Source organism: Gemmata sp. SH-PL17 (assembly GCF_001610855.1).
GTDB lineage: Bacteria > Planctomycetota > Planctomycetia > Gemmatales > Gemmataceae > Gemmata > Gemmata massiliana.
In genome coordinates, this window is record NZ_CP011271.1 from 1651737 (window position 1) to 1667774 (window position 16038).

Genomic DNA, 16038 nt, shown 5'->3' on the forward strand with positions numbered 1-16038 from the left:
CTGGGGCGGTTACGGTGCCGGGCGCGCGGGCTCGGTGCCGACGAACCGGAGCAGCGCGCCCACGGCGCGCCCGTCCGGGGCGGGGAGCACTTGTGTGTTCAAGAATCGGCATTCGAGTCGGTGCGCTTGAGAGCCCTTCGGCGAGGGCGCCCGCACCTCGAAGTCGCCCGGGGGCAGGGACCGTTTCGCGACCTCGGTCCCGTCGAGCACCACCACCAGTTCGGTCCGGAACCCCGTGTTCCCGTCGACCACGGGGATCTGCCCGCGCACGACCAGGTCGCGCCCCGGTTCGGGTTGCCACACCTGCGCCGCGAACGCCCGCGAGCACCAGCCGTCGCCGTGGACCCCGACCACCCCCGCGCGCGGGTGGCGCAGGTCGCCCGGGAACGAGGTGAGGGCCTCGGGGGGGCGCGAAAGGGCATCGTTCTTCGGCTCGAAGCCCACGGATCGGAGTAGCGCGACCGCGCTCCGACCGTCGGGCTCGGGCAGTACCTGTGCGTGCGAGAACCGCAACTCGATCCACCGCGGGCCGGCCCCCGCGCCCCCGGGCGCGCGGATCTCGAACTCGCCCGGGCTCAGTGCCCGGGTCTCGACCGGGCGCCCGTCAACGAGCACCGTGGCCTCGGTGCGGAACTCGGCCGCCCCGATCTGGGGGATCATCCCGCGGATCACCGCTTCCTGGTCCGGGGCCGGCTGCGTGAGCCGGACCTTGAACTCCGTCCCGACCCAGCCCTCCTCGTAAAGGCCGGAGTACTCGAGGTGCGGGTGGGTCAGGTCGTCGGGGAAGCGCTCCACCCGCTCCGGCGGGCGGAACGCCGCGTACTCTTCTTCGGAGAGCACCGAAATGTCGCGGGCGTGGCCGGCCAGCCGGCGCCGGTCGCGCGGCAGGTGCGCCCCCCAGAGCCGCTCGATCGCGGTCAACTGGTTGGAGTTGCGGCCCGTCGGCCCGAAATCGAGCGCGAGGTACCGCCCGGGGCCGTCCGGTTGTGTGGCGACCGGCGGTGAAACCAGTCGCGCCGAGCCGGAACCGATCGCGCCGAGTGCCACGCGCTGGTCCCCGGTCACGTGTACCGGGGGCACCCGGCGCTGCGCCGCGTCGCGCCGGAACGAACCGGTGCAGTTGACGAGTACCCGGACGCGCGGGGCCGGGTTGAGCACGTCGAGGAGCATCGCCCGGCCGACGCCGCCGACCGTGCGGTCGCGGAGCACGGGGTCCTGTTCCAATTGGTAGAGGGCGATCTCCTCGGGCGCGCCCATCCCGACGAAGTGCTGCCGGGCGCCGCTCGCGTCGCAGAAGACGGCAAAATTCTGAAACTCCGATAGCGGCGCGCACACGAGCCCCGGTCCGGTGAGTTCCGGGAACCGGTACCGGTTCAGGAGCGACAGGCCCCCGCCCCCGGCCACTACGAGCGTGCGCCCCGGCGCCCCGGTCGTGCGGTCGTAGGGCGCATAAATCAGCGTGTGCGCGGGCCGGTGGGTGCTCGGGTCGACGAAAGAGGTTCGGGTCCGCTTTTGGGCCGCGAGGAAGGACGCGCCCATCGACCGGAGCGGTTCCCGCCACTCCTCGTGGAACCGGAGCCAGGGCGAGTGGTTGTTGTCGTTGATGAAGCTGTACCCGGTTTCGGCCAGCTCGGTGAACGGGGAGACCCCGATCGCGCTCACCGGTGTCCCCCGGACCTCCGACGCGAGCAGCTTCATCAGCACGTTGTTTTCGGTCGCCAGGACCACGCGGTCCACGTCGCCCGCCGCCGCGCGGGCCGCGTACTGCGCGCGGAAATCGGAGAGGACGCGCCGGGAGGTGGCGGCCGTGACCTCGACCCGGTGCTCCCGCCCCTGGCTCTGGTCCACGTACCAGAACTGGACCCGGGCGTTCAACCCGGCCGCGACGAGTAGGAGGGCCGCGGCCCCCGCCGCCGCCCCGCGGGACCGCCGGGTGACCGCCCACGCGGCCGCGACCGCCCACAGGAACGGTTGGGCGAACATGGCGATTTTAAACAGCCCGAACGAGGTCCGCTGGGCGTAGAGCACCGCGGTCATAACCGCGATCGTTCCCAGTGCGGCCGCGAACGCGCGCCGCCCGCGGATGTTTGAAACGGTCGGGGCCAGTACGGCGCCCAGGAACACGAACCCGAAGAGGATGCAGGCGTCTTGCAGGGCGGCGGACTCGGGCCCCGCGAGCGGCAGGAGCCCGCACACTAGGGCCGGGGCGCGGGGGGTCAGGTAGTACGGGAACACCTCCGCCACCGCCTCCGATGACCCGCCGTTGCCGCCCGACTGCGTGGCAAGGAAGTGGGCCGCTCCGTACAGGTAGACGGGCAGCAGCGCGGCCATGACCCCGATCGCCGCGGCCGCGTGGCCCAGGTGCCGGGGGGCCAGGCGCCGGCGCACCAGATCCTGCACCCCCAGCAGCACGCACCCGCCCACGAGGATCGGAATCACCTCCGGATAAAACACGAGTAACCCCGCAAACACGAGCCCGCACGCCCCGGCCCGCCGGACGAGGAGCCCCGTTCGGAGCCGCCGGAAGTTCCCCGAAACGAGGGCGAGGGACGCGCACAACAGCGCGAGGCCGCCGACCTGGGCGATGAGCTGTTGGATCACCCCGTATGTGTTCGCGGCCGAAACCGTCAGGAGCGCGCCGGTCAGTAGCCCGGCGCCGCGGCGCCGGGTACCCGCGACGGCCAGTCCGCTGGCCGCGGCCACGAGGGCCGCGTTCAGCGCGGCTATTACCGGCATGAACACTTGCTGGGCCGCGAGGCCGGTCCAGACCGAGGTCAGTGCCAGGAGCACATCGGCCCCGGACCGGGCCTGTAAGAGCACCGCCATGAACCACATCGGCTGGGTCGAATCGCGCCCGTCGAGCAGGTCGTCGGCCGTCGGCACGGTCGCGAAGGCGTGATCGCGGTACCCGGTCGCCAGCAGGCAGTAGTTGGCCATGTCGTCGTTGCCGTTGGCCACCCAATCGAACCCGTACTTGAACAACGGCCACGTGTTTAAGACGAACGATGCGATGAGTATTAAGCCGAAGGCCCGGGAGCGGCGCCACAAGTTCCCCGCGCGCGCCGCGGTCGGGCGCGTGCGCCATAGCACCCCCAGCGCACCCGCGAGCAGCGCGCCGCCGACCGGGGCCGCCGAAAGGCGGACGGGCACGCCGAACCGTATCAGGATGTACGTGGGTACGAGCAGCGCGGCGAACCCGACGGTCGGCGCGAGGAGCAGCGTCACCGTGGTCCAGCGGAACCGGGCCAACTTCAGCACCGCGGTGCCGACGAGAGCCCAGCCCACGAACAGTGCCCAAGTTAATAGGACCGCCACTTATCACCCTCCGTCCGAACCGGCGCAGTTACTACCCGTATCGGCCGCACTGTCGCGCCGACTGAAGCGGTCGAGTGGTCGTTACCGAACGGGTCGAGTCGCCGGTCCGCGCGGGTACGGGACGTGGCGCGATCTTGCCGGCTGGGGGTAATAGCGAATTTGGCGAGTTGCTGCAATGCGACTCACGCGGGGCGCGGATCGGTCCGTTTGCAGGCGAACGAGTGCGTCAGGGGGCGTAAGTGTTCAGGAACGTGGCCAATTCCCCCAAATACGCATCGCCGGGCAGCGTGCTGTGCCCGGCCCCGTCGAGCCGAACGAAGAGTTTGGGCTCGTTCGCGGCGGCGAAGAGTTGCTCCGAGTGGTCGAACGGCACCACGCGGTCGGCGGTCCCGTGGACGAAGAACACCGGGCGCGGGCACCGGTCGATCTTCGCGAGGTTGTCGAATCGCGTGCGCATGAGCGTGTGAACGGGCAAGACCGGAAAGTGATGCTTCGCCGCAGCCGGGAGGCTGGTGAACGTATAGATGAGCACGAGCGCGCGGTGCTCGTGTTTCGTAGCGAGTTCGACCGCCGTTCCGCCGCCGAGCGACTCGCCACACAGGACGATCCGGTTCGGCGCGATCCGCGATTCGTCCGTCAGCCACTGATACGCCGCGTCGCCGGCCGCGTAACAGCCCTCTTCGGTGGGTTTCCCCGCACTCTTGCCGTAGCCGGGGTAATCGAACAGTAACACGCCCGCGCCCAGGGTGCGACGCAGGTCGGCCGCGAGCCGACCGCGGTGCGTGAGGTTGCCGCCGTTGCCATTGGCGACCAGTACCGCGCCGTGTTGCGGCGACTCCGGCGGAATCCAGCGCCCGAAGATTTTGGTGCCGTCGGCGGAGTAGAACCACACGTCCTGCGTGCGTGGGTCTTCCGGCTTCAGCCACGCTTCTTCTGCCGAGGACGGGCGGAACACGAGTTGGCGCTCGATGAACCAGAACACAACGACGATTCCCAGGTAAGTGACGAGGAGGAAGAGCGCCCATCGGCGCACGCGGCGAAGGGAGGGGTGCATCAGAAAATCCGCCACGGATGAACACAGATCAGAGAACCGAGGCCGAGTACGTATTTCGTAGTCTCCGGCACTCCGCCAGGGGTTGCGCTACACTCCACCCCTGGCTACACTCGGTCGCCCCTTCCGGGGCTAAAAAAACGACACACTTCGGCCCCTGCGTTCTGCCTTCTGCTTTTATGACCATCTCCTCTTCATTCTCTCTTGCCTGATCCGCGTTATCTGTGTTTATCCGTGGCTCTTCCTTGTTCCTCATTCCTCAATTTCCACCCGAAAGCCTTCTACAGCGACGATGAGTTCCGCGAGAACGGCCCAGGCGCCGTCGGGTTTGTCGCGGTCGACTAGCACGAACGGTACGCCCGCCAGTCGCGACGCTTCGCCTTCTTCTTCGTCCGTGTCGCCGATGCTCGCGATGATCTGGTACTCGCGGGCGAGGCGCGCATGAATCTCGGCTTTGTGGCGCTTCGACCCCTGCCAGTTCGGGCAGTAGTAGACGTTACGATGTCCCGGGAGCCGGTGTTCCGCGAGGAAGTCGTCCGTTCCCTTGCGGCTCACTTCGGTGCGCGCGGTGACGTAGTGGACTTCGACCTTCTGCCGGTGCAGGCGCGAGAGCACATCGAGCGCGGCGCGCAGCGGGCACGCGAACCCGGTACACACCGTTTCGTCGAGGTCGACGATGAGTGCCAACCGCTTGGCTGGCACATCGTCGCCGAAGAGCTGTCGGGCGAGATCATTCATGGGAATGAGGTTGTCGAGGCGAACCCCGCACGCCAGTGCGGTGGGTGCTTGGTCCCGCGGCGCTGTGTACACCCACCGCACTGGCGTGCGGGGTTCGCCATTACACCGCCGAGACGCACTCCAGGCCGAAGGTTTCGGCGACAGCGGCGTTGGTCACCTGGCCGGCCTTAATGTTGACGCCCGCGAGCAGCGCCGCGTTTTCCTTGACCGCCCGCTCCGGTCCCTTGTTCGCGAGTTGGAGCGCGTAGGGGAGCGTCACGTTGGTGAGCGCGTAGGTGCTCGTGCGGCCCACCGCGCCGGGCATGTTCGTCACGCAGTAGTGAACGATGTCGTCCACGATGTACGTCGGCTTCGCGTGGGTCGTCGGCAGGCTCGTCTCGAAGCACCCGCCTTGGTCGATGGCCACGTCGATGATGACCGCCCGCGGGGGCATCTTCTTGAGGTCTTCGCGCCGGACGAGGTGCGGGGCCTTGGCGCCCGGAATGAGCACGGCGCCGATCACGAGGTCCGATTGCTGGAGGCAGTCCATGATGTTCAGCCGGTTGCTGAACACGGTCGTCACGTTCTGCGGCATCACGTCGTCGATGTACCGCAGGCGGTCGAGGTTCACGTCGAGGATGAACACGTTCGCGCCCAACCCGGCCGCGACCCGAGCTGCGTTCGCGCCGACGATCCCGGCGCCGATGACGGACACCGTGGCCGGGGGCACCCCGGGGACGCCCGCGAGCAAAATCCCGCGCCCGTCGAACGGCCGTTCCAGGTACTTCGCGCCTTCCTGAATGCTCATGCGCCCGGCCACCTCGCTCATCGGCGTGAGGAGCGGGAGCGTGCCCTTCGCGTCCTTGATGGTTTCGTAGGCGATCGCGGTGATGCCGGACTTGATGACGGCTTCGGTCAGGTGCTTGTCCGCGGCGAAGTGGAAGTACGTGAACACGGTCTGCCCGCTGCGCATGTGCTCCCACTCGGCCCGCATCGGCTCCTTCACCTTCACAATGAGTTCCGCCCGCTTCCAAACGTCGGCGTCGCTCGCGACGATCTCCGCGCCGGTGGCGACGTACTGCTCGTCGCTGATACCGGAGCCCGACCCGGCGCCGGACTGGATGAGCACGGTGTGGCCGGCCCGGGTGAGTTCTTCCACGCCCGCCGGCACCATCGCGACGCGGTACTCGTCTTGCTTCACTTCTTTGGGGACGCCGACAATCATGACAGACCTCGGAAATCGAAGGTTCACGTTCTGAGGCTGGGGCGGCCGACCGATCGTTGTGACCGGCCGCTCCACACGGAACTCGGAATTCGTGGACCCGGAACTATTGATTTAGGAACCCGCGGAGAAGTGAAACAAGGGGAACGGCTCTCACGATGAAATGCCTTGTCCCGCACGGCGTCAAATGTCTAGGATTGAGAAGGCTCTCTGAGCCAATCTGGTGTTCACGTCTTGTTGGTTCGGGTCACGGGTGCTTTATCATGCCGCCGCGTTCCGCCGTTGCGGGCATCGTCGTGTTCTGGCTCGCCACAACTGTCTACATCGCGTACCGCGACCTGTGGCCGCGCCTGTTCGCGTCCGGCCCGCCGCCGGTCTCGATCGAACTCGCGGACGAGGCCAAACAGAACGTCCCCGCGCGGTGGACGCTGTACCGCAACGGGCAATCGGTCGGTAAACTCACGACTCTCATGAAGTACCACGACTCGGACGACGCCTTTCAGTTCACCTACCGTTACACCAACCTCAAACTCGAACAGGCCGGACTCACGCTCGAAGTTCCGGAAGCCATTTCTGATGTGCGCATGACCCGGGCCGGCGACCTCAAAGAGCAGGGCATGACGGCGAAGGTCAAAGCGATTTATCGCGGCATCACAATTGAGGGCGAGATCGATGTGCGGGGGCAGGTCAAAAACAACAAGCTGACCGGGCGCGCCGAACTGAAAAGCCCCCTCCTCACGATCGCGAGCGACCTCGACCCGGTGGAAGTGAAACAGGGGCAACCGCTGAACCCGCTCCAACCGGTGAACCGGATCGCATACGTACACGGCGGGATGCGTTCGTGGGTCGTTCACGAGTACAACCCGCTCCAGGACGCGCTTGGTGACCTGATTCGCAAGCAGATCGCCAAGAGCGGAATCACCTTCGGCGCGCCCAAACCTAAAGCGGCGCTGATCGCAGAAGTGGATAGCGCGCCGCAAAACCTGCGCTGGCAGAAGCAGGACATCGCGTGCTGGGTGATCGAGTACCGGCGGGACGCGGACGTGATCGCGCGCACTTGGGTGCAAGTCGCCGACGGCAAGGTGCTGCGCCAGGAAGCGTCTGAGGGCGGCGAGTCGCTCATGTTCGACCGGGAGGACTAGCGTGAAGGAACCTACCTCCTGGGGCGCCCTCGAAGAACCTACCCCCCGGCCCCCCTCCCTGAAGGGAAGGGGGAGGAAAGGCAACCTAACCCCCTACCCCCCTTCCCTAAGAAGGAAGGGGGAACAGAACCAAATACAGTAGGCACAAAACAATCGGTGACGGTTTTAAGCCCCTCTCCGTTTGGGGGAGGAGTTCTGTTCCCCCTTCTTAGGGAAGGGGGGTAGGGGGTTAGGTTGCCTTCGTGAAGTAACTATCCTCCCTCCGGAGAGTTGGAGCTGCTCGCCATGATCCGAATCGACAACGTCACGAAGCTCTACGGCCCGAAGGTCGCGGTGCGGGATCTCAATTTGCACGTCCCCGCGGGTGAACTGTTCGCCTTCCTCGGACCGAACGGGGCCGGGAAGACGACCACCATCAAGATGCTTTGCGGATTGCTCTACCCCACAACGGGGAGCGTCAGCATCGGCGGGTTCGATGTGCGTGCGCAGGGCGATCACGCCCGGGCGCTTGTCAGTTACGTGCCCGATCAGCCGTTCCTTTATGAGAAACTGACCGGGCGCGAGTTCCTCCAATTCACGGCCGATCTCTACGCGATGCCGGCCGCGCGCACGGCGGACAAGATCGAAGAGGTGATCGACCTCTTTCACCTCGACGAGTTCGTGGACGACCTCACCGAGCGCTACTCGCACGGCATGCGCCAGCGCACCGTGTTCGCCGCCGCGCTCGTTCACGAGCCGAAACTGCTGATCGCCGACGAGCCGACGGTGGGTCTCGACCCGAAAAGTATCCGCGAACTCAAAGTGCTGCTCCGCAAGCTCGCGGCTGGGGGAATGACGGTGTTCCTCAGCACGCACACGCTGGACATCGCCCAGGAACTCGCCGACCGCATCGGGATCTTGGACCGCGGTCAGCTCCTCGGGTGCGGCACCATGACCGACCTGCGCAAACAGGCGAACCAGGACGGCAGCCTGGAAGATTTGTTCATGAAGATCACTGAAGAAACTCCGGCAGAAGCCGCGACGGTCTGAGTTCTGTGAGTTGGGTTTGGTGTGATGTGCTGTTAATGGATTTGCGCCTTTGTTTGGTGGCACAGGCCTCTGGCCTGTCGAGGCGCTTACACAGGCCGGAGGCCTGTGCCACGAGCAAAAACAGCGGGTGGTTGGCTGGCTTTTGCCGCAGGTGCCCCATGCCCGTACCGCCGCGCTTGCGTCCGCCGCCGCCATCGGTCGAGGAGTTCCGCGAGTACATCGCGCTGTGCCACCGGATCGAGGACGCGACTTCCGACGAACTGGTCCCGCTCCTCGACCGGTGGAACACGCGAGCGGGAACGCTGTACACGCAGTCCGACGTTCGGTCGTATTACGGATCGATGGATGTTGAGACGTTCGTTGGTGGAATGCTGCTCGGTGCCCCGGCATTTGTGCCCGATTTGACCTACGCAGAGTTACGTCAGGTGCTGCGATCGGTGACGGATCAGGAGTTGTCCGAAGCGGTCGCGACGTACTACCTGAACTGGCTGGAAACCAATCTGCCGAACGCGAACGTGTCCGATTTGCTCTACTGGCCCAATCACTGGTTCAACAACGAATCACTGCTCTACGTTGAACTGACCACGGACCAGATACTCGCCTACGCGATTGCGAAATCGGGGCGGCTGTTCCCCGATGCAACGACCGGCGTTTCGATGCCATATCCGATAGCTCTTGAAAGGGAATAATCTTTTGCTTTTCTTGTTCACTAGTATACAATTGATTAATTCCTGGTGCGTTGGGGCGGAGATTGGGCGAACGACCGGTGCGAGCCTGCTAGTAAACGGAGAGCAATAACCTCTTGTTTGAGGGCGATATTGATTGTGGTTGTTAGCAGCCGTTCGCCAAAAATGGATGTTTTGAATCGGGTTGTTAGCGGATGTTAGCCTGTTTCGAGTGGTTCGAGGCGATGGTTTCGTGCCAAGTGGTTGTCAAATTAGTGGTTGCGGCGATGGCGCCGGCCCGAACGTCCGGAAATGTTAGCATTTGTTAGTCTCGCTGACGGAATGCTGTGGGGAGTCGAACATGGGTGCGGAAATTCCCGCGGTCGCCGATCAGGGGGCGCTGTTTCGGCGCCTCCGCGCGCAACTGTTTCGCAACGGTTTGCGCGTCGCACTCGAAAACGGTCGCGTGCGGCTGTTCACCATGATCGCCACGAGCGGGGTGGTGGCCGCGTTCACGTTCGCGGTGAGCCTGTACCTGTTCAACCAGCTCGCGGTCAACAACATCCCGTTCAAGGGGGCCATCGTCGAAGCGCTCTTCGACCTGCTGTTCTTCACGCTCGGTACGATGCTCATTTTCTCGACCGGGATCATCCTCTACGCGAGCCTGTTCACCAGCCCGGAAGCGCGGTTCTTGCTCTGCTCGCCGGCGCGCGCGGATCAGATCTTCGCGACGAAGTTCCAGGCCGCGGTGACGTTCAGTTCGTGGGGCTTCGTGGTACTCGGGCTGCCGGTCTTCGTGGCCTACGGCATCATGTCGAGCGTGCCGTGGTACTTCTACCCGCTCTTGCCCGCGTACCTGTTCGGTTACGTGCTCCTGCCCGGCTCCATATCAGCCGCGGTGTGCTTGTTGCTTGTGCGGTACATGCCCCGGAACCGCAAACAGTTCTTCGCGCTCGTCGCCCTCGTTTTCGTGCTCGCGCTCGTGGTGTGGGGGTACCGGGTGGTGCTGAGTTTGAGAAAGTCGCTCGTGACGAGCGGCCGGGAACTGGACGACCTGATCGGGCAGTTCAGTTTGCTGCGGAGCAGCTTTTCGCCGAGCCACTGGATGACGAGCGGGTTGATGGCCGCGGCCCGCGGGAACGTGAGTGGGGCGCTCGTCCCGCTCGCGCAGGTCTGGAGCAACGGGCTTCTGCTCTTCGTGTTCGCGGCGTGGGTCGCGCGGCGCGTTTACCGCACCGGGTACGATCGCATTTCGGCGTTCGGGCGCGGGAAGAAGATTTACGGTACCAGCCCGCTCGACCGGGTGATGGAACTGCTCGTGTGGTACTTCGACAAACGGACCCGCGTGCTCGTGGTGAAGGACTTCCGCACGTTCCGGCGCGACCCGACGCAGTGGGCCGTGCTCGCCATTTTCGCGGTGCTCATGCTGATCGGGGCTAGCAACTTCCGCCAGTATTACTCCGCCGATATCGGGATCATGGACAAGTACGCGATCAGCCTCATGAACCTCTGCGGGACCGCGATTCTAATGTGTGCCGGCTTGAGCCGGTTCATCTTCCCGCTGATCTCATTGGAGGGGCGGAAGTTCTGGATTCTGGGCCTCACGCCGGTCAGCCGCGATCAGATTCTGTGGGGGAAGTTCGCGTTCGCCGCGACCGGGGCACTGATCGTGGCCGAGACTCTCATTCTGGTGAGTGATTTATTACTCACACTCCCCGCAGAGGCTCTACTACTGCACGCGGTCGCGGTCGCGGTGGTCGCAATCGGCCTGAGTGCGCTGAACGTGGGGTTGGGCGCCTACCTGCCGACGTTCCGAGAAACGGACCCGTCGAAGATCGTGGTCGGGTTCGGCGGCACCGTGAACATGGTGATGGGTTTGGCGTTCCTCGTCACTGTAATCGGTGTGATGGTGGTTCCGTTCCACGTCACGCAGCTCGCGAAGGGGGGCGCGGCGAAAATCAACCCGTGGGTGTTTGTGGGCATCCCGATCGGGCTGATTATTGGTATGCTCGCGACCGTGTTACCGCTGCGCTACGGGGCACGGTCGCTGCGCGAAATGGAGTTCTGAATCAGCCTTTGGGCCGGAACGCTTTCACCACGGCCTCGTTTGTGGTCAGGAGCGGTCCACCGATCAGGTCGACGCAGTAGGGGATCGCGGGCATCACCGCGAGCAGGCACTCGCGGATCGCGGACGGCTTGCCGGGGAGGTTCACAATGAGTGTTTTTCCGCGAATTCCCGCCGTTTGACGCGACAAGATCGCGGTGGGCACAGATTTCAGCGAAACTTGGCGCATGAGTTCGCCGAACCCCGGCAGGATCTTTTCGCACACGGCCTCGGTCGCTTCGGGGGTCACGTCGCGCTTGGCGGGGCCGGTGCCGCCGGTGGTAACGATGAGGCAGCACCCCTCGTCGTCGCTCATGGCTTTGAGGGTCGCTTCGATGTGCTCCTGCTCGTCCGGGATCACCAGCGCGTGCGGCTGCCATTCGCACGAGAGGAACTCGGTCAGGCACTCGCGGATCGCCGGGCCGCCGCGATCTTCGTACACGCCGTGACTGGCCCGATCGGAAACGGTGAGGATGCCGATGCGCATGGGAGGGGTCGGGTCGGGATTCGGGGAAAGAACCGCGTGAGCGATCGCACACCGTGTAGTATAACCGCCCGGTGTCCCGAGACTCGCACTCTCGCGCCCCGAATTTCCATCCCGAACCCGAATCTTCATCATGCGCACCTGGTCCTTCTCCTCCGCCGGCGCACTGTTCTTCGGCCGGAACGCGGTCCGCGTCCACCTCCGCGAAGCGTGCGAGCGGCTCGGCGCGAAGCGCGCGTTCATCGTGACGGATTCCGTTCTGGTGAAGGTGGGCTTGCTCGCACAAACGACCGAGCCGCTCACCGCGGGGAACGTGGCGTTCGCGCACTTCGACAAGATCACGCCGGAACCGGGCGTGGAACTCGTGCGCGAGTGCGTCGCAGCAGCGCGGGCCTTCGATCCCGATGTTGTCATTGGTTTGGGCGGGGGGAGCAACATCGACACGGCCAAACTCGTGTCGATGATCCTGGCCCACGGCGGCGACCCGCTCGATTACACCGGCGATTGCCGCGTACCGGGACCGGTCAAGCCGCTCATCTGCGTCCCGACGACGGCCGGCACCGGGTCGGAAGTCTCTGCGGCGGCCGTGTTCACCGACACCGCGAACCACATCAAGGTGAGCTGCCTCAGCCCGTTCCTGCGGCCCGCGTTCGCGATCGTCGACCCGCTGTTCACCGTGAGCTGCCCGCCGAAGGTGACGGCCGATTCCGGTATCGACGCCCTCACGCACGCGATCGAGGGCTTCTGCGCCGTTCACAACGATGAGTTCCCGCTGCCGAGCGGTGAGAAGACCGTTTATCAGGGCAAGAACCCGATGGCGGACTCAATGGCGCGTGAGACGTTTCGACTCGTCGGGACGCATTTGAGGCGCGCGGTGAAGGACGGGAACAATCTTGAAGCACGCGACGGCATGGCGCTGGCCGCAACTCTCGGTGGGCTCGCGTTCTCGAACGCGGGCGTCGCCCTCGTTCACGCGATGGAGTACCCGGTCGGCGGAGCGGTTCACGTTTCGCACGGAGCCGGGAACGGGCTGCTGCTGCCGTTCGTAATGCGCTTCAACCTGGAAAAGCGTGTGCGCGAAACGGCTGAAATCGGTCGCGCTTTGCTGGGTGAAACTGGCACGACTTCGGACGAGGTACTCGCCGAAAAAACGATCTCTGCGATCGAGCAACTTCGTGCAGACATTGGTATTCCGCTGCGCCTGCGTGACATTGGCGTGACCGAAGCCATGCTGCCCGGGTTCGCGTCGAAGGCGTTCGCCATCAAGCGGCTGATGCGCGTGAACCCGCGGATGCCGCAGAGCGAGGACGATATTCTCGGCATCTACCGGGCTGCGTTCTAAGCTACCGCATGAACACTCGCGGCCTGTTTGCAATTACTGTTTGTGTCGCGCTTGTGGCGTGGTTTTGGAGCCGCGGCGAGCGTTTCATGGCTGCGAACGGACCAACGTTTGATGAACCGGCCCACCTCGCGGCCGGTTATTCGTATTGGGTGACGGGCAGCGTTCGGCTCAACCGCGAGCACCCGCCGTTCTTGAAAATGCTCTGGGCCGCGCCACTCGTGTTCGGTGCGAACCCGCCGTACCCGTATGACGTTGCGGGTGAAACCAACAACGATCACTGGCACGTCGGGAACGCCTTCCTCTTCCAATCGGGGCGGGCACCGAACGAACTGCTGACACCGGCGCGCCGCGTCAATCTGGCACTGGGTGTGTGTGTGGTTCTGTTGGCGGGGTGGTGGGCGTTTCGACTGTGGGGGTCGTGTCTCGCGGGCGCCGGAGCGGTGGGATTCGCGGTGTGTGACCCAAATTTACTCGCGCTCTCGTGTGTCCTCTCCACCGACGTTGGGCTGACGTTGTTTACGCTGCTCGCGTGCTACTTCGTGTGGGAGTACGCGGCCGCACCGTCGCGCGGGTTGCTAGTTGGTGCGGGCGTGGCTCTGGGGCTCGCACTCGGGGCGAAGTTCTCGGCACTGGCGGTCGTTCTGGGGCTCGGTGCGGCCGGGGCGGTGTTCGTGCTCAGGGGCGGAAGGCTCGCGTTACCGAACGCTTCGCCCGACGCCCCCCGTGGGCGCGCGCTTATCGAGTTCACGTTCCGGCTGGGACTGATTGGGCTCGTGACGCTCGCCGCGACTTACGGCTTCGTCCACTTCGACCAGTGGGGGCGCGGACTGAAGTTTCAGCTTACGCGCGCCGCGCACGGTGGCGGGGTGATGTACCTCAACGGCGAACTCTCGCGCGCCGGTTGGTACCACTATTTCTTGGTTCTTCTGCCCCTGAAGCTGCCGCTCGGGTTACTCACGGGTGTGCTGCTCGTGGGCATTACGGGCCGGTTGACTCGCGTACCACGAAGCGCGCTCCTGCTCGTACCCGCGGTCGTATTCTTCGCCCTCGCATCGTACTCACGGGTCGATCTCGGTATTCGTGTCGTGTTGCCCGTTCTGCCGTTCTTGTACCTCATTGCGGCGGGACTGGCGGGCGGGGCTTGTTGCCGTGTCGCAGGCCGAGTTCTGTTTGCACTTTGCTTGGTGTGGGCGGGTGCTTCGGCCGCGCGAAGTGACCCGTACCCGATCGCGTATTTCAACGAATTGGCCAGTGGGCCGCGCGGCGGGCTTCGTTTCGCCGCGGATTCCAACGCGGATTGGGGGCAGGGGCTCCCCGCGTTGAAGGCGTACCTCGACGCACACGGACCGGACGTGATCTACCTCTCGTACTTCGGCACCGACCGACCCGAAGCCTACTGCATGCGCTATCAACCGTTACCGGCATACGGGCGCGTAGGTGTCCCGGGTGGTGAACTCGTTCCCGCGGACGCGCCGCGCCAGGTCGTTGTCGTGAGCGCGAATAACTTGCTCGGCATTTACTTGAACGATCCGGACACGTTTGCCTGGTTGCGCGCGCGCGCGCCGACGGCTATTCTCGGTGGCAGCTTGTACGTTTTTGATCTCACCGGCGACGCCGCGGCCGTCCGACGTGTGCGCGCGATCTCGGCGAAGTGACGCGATCGCGGTAGCCCCGGTGGGGGGCAAGGAACAACCATCAGGATCCGCTCGACCGAACTATGTCACCACGCTTTCGTTCGGCATTTGTGTTGCTCGTGGGTGGAGTTGTGCTCGTGTTCGTTGCGGACGGACTCGTGCGCACGCCCGGGCTCCTCGTACCGCGCGACTTTCTTGAGTACTGGTCCGCCGGGCGCGTAAACCTGCGCGGTGGGAACCCGTACCACCCTTCCGAACTATTCGCTGAGCAGAAGCGCGCCGATCCGACCCGCGCTGACGCGGTAATGATGTGGAACCCGCCCTCTGCACTCGCCTTGTACATGCCCCTCGGCGCTTGCGCGCCGCGGTGGGCCATGCTCCTGTGGATCGGGTTGCAACTGGCTGCTGTGTTCGTCGCTTGTGATCTGTTGTGGCGCGCGTACTGCCCGGTTCACCGCTGGTTCGCGGCGCTCGTGGCGCTCTCCTTCGTGGGGACGTGGTGGCTGGTCAGTTACGGTCAAAATACGGGGCTTCTTCTGCTGGGATTGGCCGGTTTCGTGCACTTCACGAAAAACGAGCGGCCGCTCGCGGCCGGTGCGTGTGCCGCACTCACCGCGCTCAAACCGCACCTGCTCGCGGTGTTCGGCGTGCTGCTCGTGACTGACGTGCTTACCCGACGCGGGCGCGCGACGCTCGGCGCCGGGTGTGCAGTGCTCGTGCTCGCCCTAGGGATCGCGCTGGTGGCGAACCCGCGCGTCGTTTCGCAGTTTATCGCGGCCGTGCGAACTCCGGAAGAGGGGGCTGTTCCGCTATCGGAATGGGCGCTACCAGTTCCGGCCTACTGGCTGCGGATGTGGCTCGCCCCGGGCCACTTCTGGGTTCAATTTGTGCCCTGCGTGGTTGCGTGTGCCGGGTTTCTGGGATACCGAGTGTACAAGGGAAACACGTGGGCTTGGACGCACGCGCTGCCGCTAATCTGCGCCGTATCGGTTCTCGCAACGCCTTACGGTGGCTGGCTCTTCGACCTTCCGATACTACTCTTGCCCGTACTCTGGGTGACGGCTCGGTTTGTTCGGAACGGAACGTGGCTTCCCGCAGTTGCGATCGCGTGGTGGCAGGCCGCGATTACCGTCACTACATACGCGGTTCCCGGCGGATTGCACGGATACTGGTGGGTCGCGCCAGCCGTGCTGGTAACGTGCCTTTGGGGGCGTGCAAAGTGTTAGGGAAATCAGAAGGGAGAAGAGGGTACGAACAACTAGGGCAACTGATTCTGGGACGATTCTGGGGCGGTAAAAAAAACACAGCGAACATTGTAACTCGCTGCGGGCTT

General features: G+C 64.9%; 12 protein-coding genes. 7 read left to right on the forward strand and 5 right to left on the reverse strand.

Going from position 1 to position 16038, the window contains the following annotated elements; genetic code table 11:
* Window positions 1-9: 9 nt before the first annotated feature.
* From VT84_RS06860 to ald, 4 genes are all read right to left on the reverse strand, one after another.
* Entirely contained in the window at window positions 10-3315 is a 3306-nt protein-coding gene (locus tag VT84_RS06860; RefSeq protein ID WP_082839000.1) for a hypothetical protein, read from the reverse strand.
* Between the two features lie 226 nt (window positions 3316-3541).
* Entirely contained in the window at window positions 3542-4369 is an 828-nt protein-coding gene (locus VT84_RS06865; RefSeq protein ID WP_082839001.1) for an alpha/beta hydrolase, read from the reverse strand.
* A 249-nt stretch (window positions 4370-4618) separates the two neighbouring features.
* Window positions 4619-5104: a hypothetical protein gene (locus tag VT84_RS06870; RefSeq protein WP_157469278.1), complete on the reverse strand. Its 486-nt coding sequence runs from the start codon at window positions 5102-5104 to the stop codon at window positions 4619-4621.
* Between the two features lie 100 nt (window positions 5105-5204).
* The gene (gene ald / locus VT84_RS06875; protein ID WP_052559217.1) at window positions 5205-6308 is read right to left on the reverse strand and encodes an alanine dehydrogenase; all 1104 of its coding nucleotides are present in this window, start codon (window positions 6306-6308) and stop codon (window positions 5205-5207) included.
* Window positions 6309-6568: 260 nt separating this feature from the next.
* On the opposite strand from ald, the gene VT84_RS06880 reads away from it, so the two are divergent.
* The 4 genes from VT84_RS06880 (at window position 6569) to VT84_RS06895 (ending at window position 11209) form a co-directional block, all read left to right on the forward strand.
* Complete coding sequence (locus VT84_RS06880) at window positions 6569-7447, forward strand: hypothetical protein (protein ID WP_082839003.1); 879 nt, start codon at window positions 6569-6571, stop codon at window positions 7445-7447.
* A 285-nt stretch (window positions 7448-7732) separates the two neighbouring features.
* Entirely contained in the window at window positions 7733-8476 is a 744-nt protein-coding gene (locus tag VT84_RS06885) for an ABC transporter ATP-binding protein (RefSeq protein ID WP_082839004.1), read from the forward strand.
* 158 nt (window positions 8477-8634) lie between these two features.
* Window positions 8635-9165 (forward strand): hypothetical protein, encoded by a 531-nt coding sequence (locus VT84_RS06890; protein WP_082839005.1) that lies wholly within the window; start codon window positions 8635-8637, stop codon window positions 9163-9165.
* Between the two features lie 337 nt (window positions 9166-9502).
* Window positions 9503-11209, forward strand: coding sequence for a putative ABC transporter permease subunit (locus tag VT84_RS06895; RefSeq protein WP_082839006.1), 1707 nt, complete (start codon window positions 9503-9505; stop codon window positions 11207-11209).
* Window position 11210: 1 nt separating this feature from the next.
* Here the strand turns inward: VT84_RS06895 and mog are convergent, their stop codons facing one another.
* On the reverse strand, window positions 11211-11732 hold the full coding sequence (gene mog / locus VT84_RS06900; protein ID WP_082839007.1) for a molybdopterin adenylyltransferase: 522 nt from the start codon (window positions 11730-11732) through the stop codon (window positions 11211-11213).
* Between the two features lie 130 nt (window positions 11733-11862).
* On the opposite strand from mog, the gene VT84_RS06905 reads away from it, so the two are divergent.
* From VT84_RS06905 to VT84_RS06915, 3 genes are all read left to right on the forward strand, one after another.
* Window positions 11863-13071: an iron-containing alcohol dehydrogenase gene (locus VT84_RS06905; protein WP_082839008.1), complete on the forward strand. Its 1209-nt coding sequence runs from the start codon at window positions 11863-11865 to the stop codon at window positions 13069-13071.
* An 86-nt stretch (window positions 13072-13157) separates the two neighbouring features.
* Window positions 13158-14726: a phospholipid carrier-dependent glycosyltransferase gene (locus VT84_RS06910; protein WP_162271626.1), complete on the forward strand. Its 1569-nt coding sequence runs from the start codon at window positions 13158-13160 to the stop codon at window positions 14724-14726.
* A gap of 62 nt (window positions 14727-14788) precedes the next feature.
* Window positions 14789-15931: a glycosyltransferase family 87 protein gene (locus tag VT84_RS06915; RefSeq protein ID WP_082839010.1), complete on the forward strand. Its 1143-nt coding sequence runs from the start codon at window positions 14789-14791 to the stop codon at window positions 15929-15931.
* Window positions 15932-16038: the final 107 nt, after the last annotated feature.

Excerpts from the sequence above, each read along its gene's own strand:
- VT84_RS06885 (WP_082839004.1), top strand. The coding sequence starts at position 7,733 with ATGATCCGAATCGACAACGTCACGAAGCTCTACGGCCCGAAGGTCGCG.
- mog (WP_082839007.1), bottom strand. The coding sequence starts at position 11,732 with ATGCGCATCGGCATCCTCACCGTTTCCGATCGGGCCAGTCACGGCGTG.
- VT84_RS06880 (WP_082839003.1), top strand. The coding sequence starts at position 6,569 with ATGCCGCCGCGTTCCGCCGTTGCGGGCATCGTCGTGTTCTGGCTCGCC.
- ald (WP_052559217.1), bottom strand. The coding sequence starts at position 6,308 with ATGATTGTCGGCGTCCCCAAAGAAGTGAAGCAAGACGAGTACCGCGTC.
- VT84_RS06905 (WP_082839008.1), top strand. The coding sequence starts at position 11,863 with ATGCGCACCTGGTCCTTCTCCTCCGCCGGCGCACTGTTCTTCGGCCGG.
- VT84_RS06895 (WP_082839006.1), top strand. The coding sequence starts at position 9,503 with ATGGGTGCGGAAATTCCCGCGGTCGCCGATCAGGGGGCGCTGTTTCGG.
- VT84_RS06915 (WP_082839010.1), top strand. The coding sequence starts at position 14,789 with ATGTCACCACGCTTTCGTTCGGCATTTGTGTTGCTCGTGGGTGGAGTT.
- VT84_RS06890 (WP_082839005.1), top strand. The coding sequence starts at position 8,635 with ATGCCCGTACCGCCGCGCTTGCGTCCGCCGCCGCCATCGGTCGAGGAG.
- VT84_RS06870 (WP_157469278.1), bottom strand. The coding sequence starts at position 5,104 with ATGAATGATCTCGCCCGACAGCTCTTCGGCGACGATGTGCCAGCCAAG.
- VT84_RS06910 (WP_162271626.1), top strand. The coding sequence starts at position 13,158 with ATGGCTGCGAACGGACCAACGTTTGATGAACCGGCCCACCTCGCGGCC.
- VT84_RS06865 (WP_082839001.1), bottom strand. The coding sequence starts at position 4,369 with ATGCACCCCTCCCTTCGCCGCGTGCGCCGATGGGCGCTCTTCCTCCTC.